At 33.4% G+C, this 13,822-nt stretch carries 14 protein-coding genes; 4 read left to right on the top strand and 10 right to left on the bottom strand.

What is annotated here, in order from left to right; translation table 11 throughout:
• Nucleotide 1 precedes the first annotated feature (1 nt).
• Nucleotides 2-1,333, top strand: coding sequence for a hypothiocyanous acid reductase MerA (gene merA, locus ACVBFA_RS06530; RefSeq protein WP_164539691.1), 1,332 nt, complete (start codon nucleotides 2-4; stop codon nucleotides 1,331-1,333).
• 448 nt (nucleotides 1,334-1,781) lie between these two features.
• On the opposite strand, the gene ACVBFA_RS06525 is transcribed toward merA, so the two are convergent.
• The 6 genes from ACVBFA_RS06525 to pta all read right to left on the bottom strand — a co-directional run bounded on the left by ACVBFA_RS06525 (nucleotide 1,782) and on the right by pta (nucleotide 7,863).
• On the bottom strand, nucleotides 1,782-2,123 hold the full coding sequence (locus tag ACVBFA_RS06525; protein ID WP_126122485.1) for a DUF1450 domain-containing protein: 342 nt from the start codon (nucleotides 2,121-2,123) through the stop codon (nucleotides 1,782-1,784).
• A 210-nt stretch (nucleotides 2,124-2,333) separates the two neighbouring features.
• A complete protein-coding gene (locus ACVBFA_RS06520) occupies nucleotides 2,334-3,410 on the bottom strand; it encodes a phosphomevalonate kinase (protein WP_001832075.1) in 1,077 nt (358 codons plus the stop codon).
• A gap of 12 nt (nucleotides 3,411-3,422) precedes the next feature.
• Entirely contained in the window at nucleotides 3,423-4,406 is a 984-nt protein-coding gene (gene mvaD / locus ACVBFA_RS06515; protein WP_002490253.1) for a diphosphomevalonate decarboxylase, read from the bottom strand.
• A 4-nt stretch (nucleotides 4,407-4,410) separates the two neighbouring features.
• Entirely contained in the window at nucleotides 4,411-5,331 is a 921-nt protein-coding gene (gene mvk, locus ACVBFA_RS06510; protein ID WP_002445774.1) for a mevalonate kinase, read from the bottom strand.
• Nucleotides 5,332-6,034: 703 nt separating this feature from the next.
• A complete protein-coding gene (locus ACVBFA_RS06505) occupies nucleotides 6,035-6,874 on the bottom strand; it encodes a lipoate--protein ligase family protein (RefSeq protein ID WP_002445773.1) in 840 nt (279 codons plus the stop codon).
• Nucleotides 6,874-7,863: a phosphate acetyltransferase gene (gene pta / locus ACVBFA_RS06500; RefSeq protein ID WP_002486803.1), complete on the bottom strand. Its 990-nt coding sequence runs from the start codon at nucleotides 7,861-7,863 to the stop codon at nucleotides 6,874-6,876. The genes ACVBFA_RS06505 and pta overlap by 1 nt, the downstream gene beginning before the upstream one ends.
• A 170-nt stretch (nucleotides 7,864-8,033) precedes the next feature.
• Between pta and hemQ the strand changes: the two genes are divergently transcribed.
• The 3 genes from hemQ (at nucleotide 8,034) to ACVBFA_RS06485 (ending at nucleotide 10,516) form a co-directional block, all read left to right on the top strand.
• On the top strand, nucleotides 8,034-8,783 hold the full coding sequence (gene hemQ / locus ACVBFA_RS06495; protein ID WP_002486821.1) for a hydrogen peroxide-dependent heme synthase: 750 nt from the start codon (nucleotides 8,034-8,036) through the stop codon (nucleotides 8,781-8,783).
• Nucleotides 8,784-9,286: 503 nt separating this feature from the next.
• Entirely contained in the window at nucleotides 9,287-10,051 is a 765-nt protein-coding gene (locus tag ACVBFA_RS06490; protein WP_002456858.1) for a threonine/serine exporter family protein, read from the top strand.
• Between the two features lie 12 nt (nucleotides 10,052-10,063).
• Nucleotides 10,064-10,516 carry a threonine/serine exporter family protein gene (locus tag ACVBFA_RS06485; RefSeq protein WP_002456857.1) on the top strand — a complete coding sequence of 151 codons (453 nt, stop codon included), beginning with the start codon at nucleotides 10,064-10,066 and terminating at the stop codon, nucleotides 10,514-10,516.
• A 160-nt stretch (nucleotides 10,517-10,676) separates the two neighbouring features.
• Here the strand turns inward: ACVBFA_RS06485 and ACVBFA_RS06480 are convergent, their stop codons facing one another.
• From ACVBFA_RS06480 to ACVBFA_RS06465, 4 genes are all read right to left on the bottom strand, one after another.
• The gene (locus ACVBFA_RS06480; RefSeq protein WP_002458375.1) at nucleotides 10,677-12,167 is read right to left on the bottom strand and encodes an APC family permease; all 1,491 of its coding nucleotides are present in this window, start codon (nucleotides 12,165-12,167) and stop codon (nucleotides 10,677-10,679) included.
• Between the two features lie 115 nt (nucleotides 12,168-12,282).
• Nucleotides 12,283-12,651, bottom strand: a complete 369-nt coding sequence (locus tag ACVBFA_RS06475; RefSeq protein ID WP_002495847.1) for a DUF423 domain-containing protein — start codon at nucleotides 12,649-12,651, stop codon at nucleotides 12,283-12,285.
• A gap of 24 nt (nucleotides 12,652-12,675) precedes the next feature.
• Nucleotides 12,676-13,035: a DUF5327 family protein gene (locus ACVBFA_RS06470; RefSeq protein WP_002445766.1), complete on the bottom strand. Its 360-nt coding sequence runs from the start codon at nucleotides 13,033-13,035 to the stop codon at nucleotides 12,676-12,678.
• A gap of 9 nt (nucleotides 13,036-13,044) precedes the next feature.
• On the bottom strand, nucleotides 13,045-13,695 hold the full coding sequence (locus ACVBFA_RS06465) for a uracil-DNA glycosylase (protein ID WP_002486815.1): 651 nt from the start codon (nucleotides 13,693-13,695) through the stop codon (nucleotides 13,045-13,047).
• Between the last annotated feature and the right edge of the window lie 127 nt (nucleotides 13,696-13,822).

Here is a 13,822-nt window from a genome sequence, read left to right as displayed (position 1 = left end):
CATGAAAAATTATGATTTGATTATTATTGGTTTTGGAAAAGCAGGTAAAACATTAGCGGCACATGCTGCTAGTCACGGACAAAAGGTTGCAGTGGTAGAACAATCAACAAAGATGTATGGCGGTACATGCATTAATATCGGATGTATACCGACTAAAACATTAATTCATGATGGTATTGAAGGTAGTTCATTCAAAGAGGCTATTACTAGAAAAAAAGAAGTCGTACAGGCATTGAATAACAAGAACTATCAAGGCTTAAATTCAAAGGACAATATAGATGTTCTGAATTATAAAGCTAATTTTATTTCTAACGAGGTAATAGAACTACAGGATAATAATGGAACAATTCAAGAAACAATTACAGCAGATAAGATAGTAATCAACACTGGTTCACGTGCGAATATCCCAGATATCAAAGGGATAGATACAGCTCAAAATATATATGATTCTACTGGATTACTAAATATTGACTACCAACCTCAAGAACTTGTTATTATTGGTGGTGGTTATATCGCTCTCGAATTCGCTTCAATGTTTTCAAATTTTGGAACACATGTAACAATTCTTGAGCGTGGTGATGCTATCATGACAAATGAAGATCAAGACATTGCAAATCTTATTGTCAAAGATTTACAAGATAAAGGTGTGACTATAAACACTAATACTAGTACTATTGCATTTTCAAACAATAAAGATCAAACTATCATACACACAAATCATGGAGAAATATCAGCTGATACTGTGCTCTTAGCCACAGGTCGTAAGCCAAATACAAATCACTTAGGTCTTGAAAATACAGATGTAAAAATTGGAAAACAAGGTGAAGTAATTGTAAATAAACATTTGCAAAGTACAGTGAAACACATATACGCTGCAGGTGATGTTAAAGGTGGATTGCAATTTACGTATATTTCACTCGATGATTATAGAATCATTAAATCACATCTATTTGGTGATGGTTCTAGAACAACTGAAAATCGTGGTGCAATACCTTATACGGTCTTTATTGATCCTCCTCTATCTAGAGTAGGACTAATTGCAAGTGAGGCGAAATTACAAGGATACGATATTCTAGAAAATAAAGTCTTTGTCAGTAACATACCCCGTCACAAAATCAATAATGATTCCAGAGGTTTATTTAAAGCAGTAATTAATAAAGATACAAAAGAAATTTTAGGAGCGTCATTATATGGCAAAGAATCAGAAGAACTGATTAACTTAATCAAACTTGCTATAGATCAACATATTCCTTACACAGTATTAAGAGATAATATATACACACATCCGACAATGACCGAATCCTTTAATGACTTGTTTTTAGAACCACTTTGATCTCTGATCATTAGTGGTTCTTATGCAGGTGAATCCTTCTCCTGCGTTCCACTCTATACTTTGATCTCTGATCATTAGTGGTTCTTATGCAGGTGAATCTTTCTCCTGCGTTCCACTCTATACTTTGATCTCTGATCATTAGTGGTTCTTATGCAGGTGAATCCTTCTCCTACGCTCCACTCTATTCTTTGATCTCTGATGATTAGATACTACAAATGTAGGAATTATCTATTATGACTATTTAAAATTAAAGACCGATAAATTCATTTTTTAGAACTCATCAGTCTTTAATAAGAATATGACAGTATTCATATTTAATGCTTTCTTCTATCATATTACAAAGTAATGAAAATTAAATGGCTTCATATATTCGAATTTGCAACTTAATTATGTACTATTAACATTAAAACCACCCGCGACAATCATTCATGTCTCAGGTGGTTTTGATTTATTTCTCTGCTTTGCGCTTCTTTAACTTTTCCTTAAGTTTGCGATCTTGTTCTTCTTTACGACGTTTTCGTTCTTCGTTACGTTTTCTAAGTCGCTCTTCTTCTTCTGGATTACGTGGTTTTTTTAATTGTTTTGTAACCTTTTCCATAAGTTCTTCTTCGGTTAATGCAGCAAGTGGTCGATTATTAACAAATGCAAATGTTTTACGTCGACCTGGTCCACAATAAGATTGACAGCCTATTTCAATTTCAGCTTCCGGATCTAATTTTTCTAATTTTCGCTTCAAAGATTTTAAATTCACAGCCTGACACTCATCACAGATTAAAAATTTATTTTTCATCTTGCTACCCACCTTTCTATATAAACTCTTCCATCATCGTTAATATAACTCTATTTATTTTACTCTTTTTACTATAAAATTCAAGATACTTTTCACTTTAAAATTTATACATACCATATACTAATAAAATAAGAAAGTGGAACTGAATACACAGTCCCACCCCCGGTTGAGCCTCGAACCCTAAATGACTTATATCACGAGTTACTTTACTTATTGTCCATGGTAAATTTTAAATTTCAATGGTTTGATATCATTCATTTGCCATTCGTTATAAATAATATTTTTATCAATTACCTTATTGATAATAGTAATGCCGCAATCGCCACCACCAGCACCTGAAGTTTTAGAAGCGCCACCGTGCTTTTCACCGACATCACATAATTTTTTTAGCTTATCTGTTTCAATTTCAACTGATGCTTCGTTATCCATAGATTGAATAATACGTCTGTTTATACGTATCATCTTTTGAACACCTTTGATATTATTAGTTTTAAAAGCTTGGATTAAACTTTCTACACAAGCATGAGATTGATCTAAAAAATCACCATAAAAACTTGGATCTGATTTTAAACGTTTGACCTCACTCACTAAGTGTGGAGAAGAAGCTGGAGACCCAGTCCATCCAATAAGGACTTCCATATTTTCGGGAGCTTGTAAAGGTTCGATATGTAAGCCTGGCCAATTTTTTTCCAAAACATCATTCACCGATGTTTCTTCCATTTGCTGTTTCACCCAGTCATGGTCGAACGTACTATATGCAAGCCAACCACTGTAGACACTAACCGCAATATCACCACATGAACTTAAACTTTGTAATTTCATATTTGCAATTACAGCTAATTTATAAATATAAAGGTTTGATAATTCCAAACCATAGAATTCATTCAAAGCTTTAACAACAGATACTAAAACAGCGGCGCTTGAACCTAATCCGTACTTCTGACCAGAGTTATCTGCTAAGTTACTATCAATGGTTAAATGAAAGTGCTTTAAATTCATATTACAACTACGCACATACTGTTCAAACACTTCTATAGCTGTCACAACATATTTCAGTTGCTTAGCAGCTTGAACATCTGAGATTTCAATTCTATCTTCATTACGGTCAAATTTAACTGGTTCATAATGTAATGTTTTGGAATGAATACTACCTTCAACTTTATTTGACGCCTCAATTGTCGCCGTTACAAAGCGATTTACTGCAATAAGAATAGATTTATATCCTGGTTCGGTTACTGCATACTCGCCTGCAATATAAAGTTTTCCGGGGGCTTTTACCTGAATCATTCTATCTCTTCCTTACTTAATAATTTCAACGCCAGAGCTGATGATATCACTTGCTATAATCTTCGATTCGTCAAATACTTTTAAAAATTGTTCCATCACAGCTTGTTTATTTTTCTTTTCTACTAAAACTTTTACATTGGGACCCGCATCCATTGTAAAGTAACAAGGTAAATTGGCTTTTCGACACTGTTCCACAATCGCCATAGCATCGTAGCTTTCTTGCACTAAATACGTAAAAGGAGGTTGAGCACCTAAGTTAGTGGCATGCATACGTAAACCATTTGCTTCAATGACTTCGCCTAAGCGTTGAAAATCTTGGTTTTTAACTGCCTCTTTAGCTTCATTTAAATCTTCATCAACGTAATCCAACCAATATTGATAGAATCTAGAAGTATCTCTTGTTAGTGACATACCTGACCTACTAGATACTTTTTTTGACTGATTATTAATCACTACAAATATCATTGATAAATCTTTTTCCCAACCATTGGAATTAATTTCATGTGCATATGAGGTCAAATCATCATGCCCTTTTTCCCATTCAGCAAATCCACCAAAAATACTTCTAGAAGCAGAACCTGAACCACGTCGAGCTAAACGTGATAAGTCTGTATCTGATAAGTTCAATGACAAAGCTTCATTACAAGCGGCAGCTAAAGCAGCGTAAGCACTCGCTGAAGAAGCAAGTCCAGCTGCTGTTGGCACATGATTCTCACTTTCAATTCGCGCATGCAAACGATTTCCAGCCAAATCTCTCACTATATTCATATAGTTTTGAATCTTTTCTTTCTCTTTGGCATTCACTTCATTTCCATTTAAAATAAGGCGATCTTCAGTAAAATCAGGGTCAAAAGTCACTTTTGTTTCAGTATAAAATCGATCTAAGGTAATTGATAAACTATTATTCATAGGAATAATGTAAGTTTCATCAGCTTTCCCCCAATACTTAATCAACGCAATATTTGTATGTGCTCGTGCTTTGCCACTTTTCACCAATGATTTAACCTCCTAAATGTTCAATCCATGTATGTGCTGCGCCAGCCTTTTCAACTGCAGCAACAATAGTTTTTGCAGTTTGTAAATTTTCCGCAAGAAGAAGCATGCTGCCACCTCTTCCTCCACCAGTTAGTTTACCAGCAATGGCACCATGTTCTTTCCCAATTTGAAGTAATTTTTCTATTTTATCGTGACTTACTGTTAAATGTCTCAAGTCTTCTTGACATGCGTTAAATATGTCAGCCAAATGATGGAAATCATGCTGTTCAATCGATTCACTAGCTCTGTGAACAAGTGTACCAATGTGCTCTACATATTTCATATATTCATCAGATTCACACAATACGTGAACATCTTCCACTGCTTGTTTGGTAGAACCCTTTACTCCGGTATCAATGACAACCATATAACCATTCAATTTTAGTGATTTTAATGTTTCGGCCTTCCCTTGTTTAAACCATACAGGTTTATTTGACACAATCGTTTGCGTATCGATACCACTTGGCTTACCATGTGCGATTTGCTCCGCCCAATTCGCTTCTTTAATCAATGTTTTGTCATCTAAAGGTTGATCCATAAAATCATAACTGGCACGTACAAACGCTACTGCTACTGCAGCACTTGAACCTAAACCTCTTGATGGAGGCAAGTTAGTTTGAATTTTTACTGATAGTGGTTCTTTCACTCCACTTTTTTCAACAAAGCGATTAATGATAGACTTTAGATGTTCGGGAGCATCGTACAACATTCCGTCATATACGTCACTTGTGATAGAAGAATAATTTCCTTCATCTAAACTTTCAATGAGGACTTTAATTTTCCCAGCATTAAATGGAATTGCGATTGCCGGTTGACCAAATGTAACTGCGTGTTCACCCATTAGAATAATCTTTCCAGTAGATTCTCCGTATCCTTGTCTAGTCATATTTTCTCACCTTTATATACCTTCTTTAAAATATCACTTCATAAGATGTACTGACGATGTTAAAATGATTGACTTGCTATTTAACGTGATATTAATTTAATTTCTTTACATATTCATCTTGATTGATGTCACTTAAATGTCAATTTTATCGAATACATTTATTATATTGCCAATAATCAAGCGTTTATTATAACTATTTAAAAGTAAAATAACAACAAAAGAGTATAATAACTTTTTGTTTAAGTTTTCACAACACTTTAATATTATAAAACTCTTTTAAAGAGTTATCAAAATCATGAAATATATTTACCTTAAATGACAATTTTGTAAACATCGTTAAATTTTTTACTAAAGTTTTTAAAATTTTCCACCTCAACTATAATACTACAAATTTGTGATAGAATATATATCATTTTCTAACAAAGTCATCTTAACTTTTGTTTGAAAGATATTTTTATTAAACAAAATAGTAGTAGGATTGAATTTAAATTGAATTTGTTGTCCTCTTTTAACCTCGAATAACACTTGTCTTTTTTATTGGTTTTCCATGTAAAATTCTCTTGGTTAGAACCCCTTTGATTGAAAATTTTATATAAAAATATTTTCTATTCACATCAAGTATCACTGCTAATACGTAAAAAAACCTGAGACAATTATTTTGTCCCAGGCTTATTTTTTTTGACTTATCTATAGTGTCACCTTGCTAAAAATCTAATTTTTCATTTATTTTCGCATTGCGTTCTAGCATCTTATCATAGTACCCCTCGTAACGTGTCCACTCGTCTTCTGTAATAGGATCCATATTTAAGTTTGCTCCTAAATCTTTTAGTGCATATAATAATAAAAACATAACATCTTGCACTTTAATTTCTCTATTTAAAAGAGTTTCTAAAGATGCCATACATGAGGGATCTATGTCTGGATAGTGAAACTTAGTAGTCTGCCCTTTAAGTGCACGTTGATAAAACTGTTGCATCATTAATGCCCGTTCTGAGCCAGAACCTTCAATACATAAGTATATTTGCACTGCGATACCACCACGTACTCGTCGCTGAGAAATCCCGGCAAATTTCTTATCATTAATACTTAAATCAAATTTTCCTGGGCAATACGATTGCTCAATTTCTTTAGTATCGATACTAACATCTTCATCCTCAAACATTTTACTAATCAATAAATACATCACTGTAAAGGCTTCATCAATAGTCGTTTCGGTTTGTCCTTTAAAAATCAAAGATATATTTAGTATTCCTTGATCTAATACGACACCCAAGCCACCAGAATTCCTAACAATCGCATTATATCCTTGTTCATCTGTAAGAAAACGAATACCATCACTTAAAAATGGTAAACGCGAATCATGAATGCCCAAAATCACGGTGTGTTGATGTATCCACGTTCGTACTACATTACAAGATAAGTCTTTACCAACGCTTTCGGAAAAAGTGTCATCAAACGCAAAAGATTGCATGGGCTCTAAACCACTTGAATGATCGACATAACGCCAGTTGATTTGATTAAAATATTTAGTTGCTAAGTCCATTATTGTAAGGCTTGAGCAGCTGTAATAATAGATAAGTTATAAACGTCTTCAGTTGAGCAACCACGAGATAAATCATTGACTGGAGAGTTTAATCCTTGTAGGACTGGTCCTACTGCATCGTATCCACCTAAACGTTGAGCAATCTTATAACCAATATTACCTGCTTCTAGACTAGGGAAAACAAATACATTCGCATCACCTTGAATTTTTGCACCAGGTGCTTTCTTCTCTGCTACGCTAGGAACAATAGCAGCGTCAAATTGGAATTCCCCATCAATAACTACATGCTCTAATTGATCCGCTTCAGCTTTTTCTTGAGCTAACTTCAATGCTTCTTGCACTTTAGTAACATCATCCGATTTAGCAGAACCTTTTGTAGAAAAGCTTAACATAGCTACTTTAGGGTCCATTCCAAAGCTTTGTGCTGATTTAGCACTCTCTACTGCAATTTCAGCAAGTCCTTGAGCATCTAATTCTGGATTAATAGCACAATCCCCAAAAATATATTGTTCATCACCTTTAATCATAAAGAAAATACCAGATGTTCTAGATACACCAGGTTTAGTTTTGATAATTTGTAATGCTGGTCTTACTGTATCTCCAGTAGAATGTGCAGCACCACTCACTAAACCTTCAGCCTTTCCAGTATACACAAGCATTGTTCCGAAATAATTTACATTATCTAATAATTCAACTGCTTGTTCTTTAGTTGCCTTACCTTTACGTCTTTCAACAAAAGCATCTACAAGCTCATCTTTAAGTTCACTCGTCGCTGGATCTATGATTTCAATTTGCGTTAAATCTAAAGCGTGTTTAGACGCAAGAGATTTAATATTATCTTCGTTTCCTAAAACGATAGGTGAAACATAGTCAGTTTTTTGTAGCTGAGTCGCAGCAATGAGCACTCGTTCATCTTCACCTTCAGGTAATACTATTTTTACATTTTTTCCGGATAATTTGTCTTGTAATACAGATAATAAATCAGCCATAATATCCTCCTTAATTCTCTCTTATAATAACGTTTACATAGTAAATTATACGTTATTTTTTATCAGAATTCCATTTCGCTTTTGTAAACATTTTTTTAGTAGTTAAATGAATGTTTGTGATAGAATTTGAAATGAATCCAATAAGAATTTTGAAAAAGGAGAGATTGATAATGAGTGAAGCAGCAGAAACTTTAGATGGTTGGTATAGCTTACATTTATTTTATGCAGTAGACTGGACAACTTTTCGTTTAATTGCTGAAGATGATCGTGAAGCAATGATTACTGAACTAGAAACATTTGTTAAAGATAAAGCAGTTGCTAGAGAATCACATCAAGGTGATCATGCAATTTATAACATTACAGGTCAAAAAGCGGACCTTTTACTATGGTTTTTACGTCCAGAGATGAAAGAGTTAAATCGAATTGAAAATGAGTTTAATAAATTACGTATCGCAGACTATCTCATTCCAACTTATTCCTATGTGTCAGTGATAGAATTAAGTAATTATTTAGCAGGCAAATCTGATGAAGATCCTTATGAAAATCCCCATGTTAAGGCACGATTATACCCTGAATTACCACATTCTGAATATATATGTTTCTATCCAATGGATAAACGACGCAATGAAACTTATAACTGGTACATGTTACCTATCGAAGACCGTAAAACTTTAATGTATAACCATGGGATGATAGGTCGTAAATATGCTGGTAAAATCAAACAGTTTATCACAGGTTCAGTAGGTTTTGATGACTACGAATGGGGTGTTACATTATTTTCAAATGATGTACTTCAATTCAAAAAAATTGTCTATGAAATGCGTTTTGATGAAACGACTGCTCGTTATGGCGAATTTGGTAGTTTCTATATTGGGCACATTTTAAACATTGAAGACTTCAAACAATTTTTTAGTATATAAGTTAAAGTGAAAAATTAACCCTACACACCAGAATCATAATTTACTGGTGTGTAGGGTTTTTAATATGTAGAAAAGATAATACCTTATCTTAAATTTAATGACTATAAAAAATTTAAGAGCCTGTACAATTAAGATGTACTAGGCTCTTATGTTGTAGTATCCTTGGGAGAACTTTAAATCACTACTACGTATATAGTTAACCTCATAGAATATACCGTCGCTACTCAATATATTCACTGTCATCGTTAACTAATATTATTTTAACCTTTTTGAAATATTTGAAACATTATATAAAGGTAAATGTACAACTATAAGGTTTTTTTTAATATTTATTATAAAATTCATCTATATAATCATTATTTTATCTGCTTAACTCTATGAAAATGACTTTAAATAACAAGTTGCACGTCATGTAAACCTCAAGGGTTGTGGCGTTTTCCTAAAACCTTTACTATAATTATAATAATGATTTATTCTTAATTTTAAAAAAATTTGGTGATGAAATGAATAAGGATACAATTGAAACATCTCATGAAGCATTGATAAAAGATGTTGTTATGATTACTGCTCGTATATTACTAGAATCTGGAGCAGAAGGTACACGGGTAGAGGATACCATGGCACGTATTGCTACAAAATTGGGCTATCCTGAAAGTAATAGTTTCGTGACTAATACTGTAATTGAATTTGTTTTACATAACGAAGCATATCCTCGGTTGTATAGGATTAAAACTCGAGATACGAACTTAATAAAAATTTCTCAAGCTAATGAAATCTCACGTCAAATTACAAATGGCACGATGACGCTTGAAGAAGCTAAGTATCAATTAGAGGAAATATATGTTGCTAAAAGAGATAGCAGTCTACCCTTCAAAGGAATTGCCGCAGCAATTATCGCTACGAGCTTCCTCTATCTACAGGGAGGTCGTCTGGTTGATATCATCACAGCTGTATTAGCTGGAACGATTGGATACTTAGTAGTAGAAATATTAGATCGAAAGCTACACGCACAATTTATTCCAGAATTTATAGGTTCTTTGGTAATAGGTATTATTTCTGTAATTGGACATGCATTTGTTCCTAGCGGAGATTTAGCTACAATTATCATTGCCGCGGTCATGCCTATTGTACCTGGAGTACTTATCACAAATGCTATTCAAGATTTATTCGGAGGACATATGTTAATGTTTACAACAAAATCTTTAGAAGCTTTAGTTACTGCCTTTGGTATAGGCGCTGGTGTAAGTTCAATATTAATTTTAGTCTAGGAGTGCACTCATATGTTTTGGATATTTAATTTTATATTTAGCTTTCTTGCTTCACTCTTTTTCTGTGTCATATTTGATGCCCCTAGGAAGTTGTATTTTGCTTGTGGCTTTGTCGGCGCTTGTGGATGGATGGTTTATACTGTATTATTTAACGGCTTTGAGCTCCATACGATTTACTCAAGCTTTTTCGGAAGTTTAGCGTTAGGTCTACTTAGTCATTACATGGCTCGTCGAAAAAAAGAGCCTGTAATTATTTTTATGGTTACAGGTATTATACCTCTAGTTCCAGGGGGACTTGCTTATGATGCCACTAAAAACTTAGTGTTATTACACTTTGGTAAGGCGATTAACACAATGCTTGAAGTGACATTAATAGCAGGTGCTATTGCTTTGGGTTTATTATTTGCTGATCAAATTTCTAAAATCGTTATTTCAGGTTTTGCGCGTACCAGAAAAGGATTGTAATATCAATAAACTCTTTCGCTAAAAATTAACGTTACTCTAACCAATTAAATTTATGGTTAAATATTGTTGGAAAATATATGATAAATAAAAATCCCAAAATGAAATTCTAAAAAATTTCATTTTGGGATTTTATAATATTGTCACAAAATAACTTTTAAATTTATTTATTCGTTGAATTAGATTGACCAGGTTCATGAATCATCTCTAAAACTTCGTCTTCAGAATGATTTAAAATCAATCGACTCAATTCATCATTATTCATTTTCTTAAGTTTTGGCAAGCGAATGATAAAAAAGATTAATCCTATTACCAACCAAATTCCTAAAGCGATGTATGATGGTATCGAAAGTGCTGCAGGAGAACCTGGAATAAGCAATAAACATAAGAACACAAAGGATACAATCGATCCTATAATACCAAAAATTTTATAAACTGGTGCATACGTATTACTCTGTTTATTAAAACTAAATAATTTCGTAGCAGATAAACAAGTAATAAAATATGCAATTGAAACACCTGTAGATGACATATCTACAATCCATGTTAATGCCGTTCTACCTAACCAAGGAGCAATTAAAGATACAGCTACTAAGAAGATAATAGCGACATATGGTGTTTTATGTTTACTGTGTAATTTACTAAATACCGTTGGCATAATGCCAGAGCGCCCCATTGAAAATAGTAAGCGACTCGAACTCATTAAAAATCCATTTAATCCAGTAAAAATCCCCATAATAATTGCCACTGCTAATACTGCAAGGCCAATAAAACCGAATGCATCTTGAGTCACTGCACCGGTAAGCCATAAGTTACCATTTAAACTTGTTGCTTGTGTACCTAGCCAGCCTGTGTAAAGTAACATCACTACATAAGTGAGTGACGCAGCTAGTAAACTATAAACAATAAGTTTAAACGTCTTGTTAGGAGAAAAGTTAAATTCTTCAGCAGTTTGCGGTATATTATCAAACCCTACGTACGCCCATGGTGCAATAGAGACAATCATAATGATTGATTGAAACCATCCTTTATCTACACTTGCTAATGGCTCTAAATGACTCAAACTAAAGTGACTGCTAAAGAAAGAACCTATAAACATAAGTGCAACTACAAGGACCATTGCAACACAGAAGTAATATTGTAACGAACCAGACACACTGGCACCTCTAATAGTAATCAACATAAACACTATAAGTAGCACTGTTGCGATAACAATTTCAGTTATGTAAACATCCCAACCAGCTACTGTATATAACTTTCCGTTATTCAAAACATTTGGTAATAAAAATTTAATCAACAAACTGAATGCTGTCGCATTTAACGCAACAACACAAACATAACCAAATGTTAAAAACCATGAAGAGAAAAAGCTTACATATCTTCCAAAACTTAAAAAACTAAAAGCAAATGCGCCCCCTGAAACTGGAAATTTTTCAACGAGTGCGCCATAACTTACAGCAATAAGAATCATCAATAACGCACCGATTACTATACCTATTGAAGAAGCAATAGGCCCTGATTGTTTAATCCAATCCCCTGGTAATATAAAAGCGCCCCATCCGATACACGAACCATATGCAATAGCCCATACAAATTTCTCAGAAAGATTCTGCTTAAGGTTACCTCTATCTACATTGTTATTTTTATTTTCCATAAATAAAACTCACCTCGAGAGTATAGTATACCCTAAAAGGTGAGTGAATTAACTCATAAATTTTTACCATTAAATTGTAAAGAACGTCATATTGTAACAAGATTGTATGAAGTGATTACCCTGCGAATTTAAGTGTAGCAATTACAAGAACAAGCCAACCAATTATAAATAGAACACCACCTATTGGCGTAATTGCACCTAAAATACGAACTTGTGTTAAGGCTAAGAAATACAAGGAACCACTGAAAAAGACAATACCAAAGAATAATAACCAACCAGCCCAATTTACATTCATTGATGTTGTACCACTTATTAAACCTATAACTAACAGACCTAATCCATGATACATTTGATAAGTTGTTGCTTTTTCCCATATTGACATGTATTTATCTGATAATTTACCTTCCAATCCATGTGCTCCAAATGCCCCAGTACCGACAGCCATCATTGCATTTAATGCACCTAAAATAATAAAAACTTTCATCATTTTGAATGTACTCCTTTATATTTAAAAATCAAAAATAGATTCACCATTACCAACATGATCATCTGTAATCATCATATTATTAGAAGTATGATGCTTTTTCATTGATTGTGGTACTTTACCACCCATTGCTTCTATTTCAGCTGCAGTTACATCATGTTTTTGTGAAGTCTGTTGTTTCATCTCATAATCATCTTTTATATTACTATTCATTGGTTTAGAACGATTTAATTTCTCTATTGTTGAACGACTTTGATGAGAACTAACAAGAGATGTGAGCATGTGTATAGCATACATATGCTTTTCAAATTCAGTATCTGTCTGAGCTTCATCTGCTTGTACCAATTCTTGCTCAATCAATTGTAGAATCTGTTCTTTGTTCATTATTCTCACCTAACTTTCACACCACTGAACTGGTGTTTTTCCTTTAGATTTTAAATAATTATTTGTAGTTGAATAAGGTTTAGAACCAAAAAATCCTCTAAAAGCCGATAGTGGACTAGGATGTGGCGATTTAATAATTAAATGTTTAGATGTATCAATGAATCGTTCCTTTTGTTGAGCAGGTCTTCCCCAAAGAATAAAAACAACATGCTCACGATAATTAGAAACAGCTTGTATGATTTCATCCGTAAATGTTTCCCACCCAATATTTCGATGTGAATGTGCTTCACCTTGTCGAACAGTCAATACCGCATTTAATAGCAAGACACCTTCTCTTGCCCAGTCTTGTAAATGGGGCGAAGTTCTATGACACCCTATATCATTTTCTAGTTCTTGATACATATTTCTTAAAGATGGTGGAAATTTAGCATGAGGTTGCACTGAAAATGCTAAACCATGTGCCTGATTAGGACCGTGATAAGGATCTTGTCCTAAAATAACAACCTTGATATCTTCAAAAGGCGTTAAATCAAATGCTTGATAGATATTTTTTTTATCTGGATAAACGATTTGAGTCGTATATTCTTTTTCTAAAAAGTCATGCATCGCCTGAAAATCATGGCGTGTTGTTATATCATGAAATACCTCTGACCATTTCATTCGTTTTCACCTCAAGCTACATTTTAACATATTCATATTGGAAAAATGACTGATTTTATAAGCATTAATTTTTGTAAACCTTTATATATTTTAGGTTTACAATCAATCTATTTTTAATTATATTACA

This window comes from Staphylococcus sp. MSU001 (genome assembly GCF_052976705.1).
The sequence above is the reverse complement of the archived record's forward strand: the minus strand, read 5'-3'. Positions and strand labels throughout refer to the sequence as shown.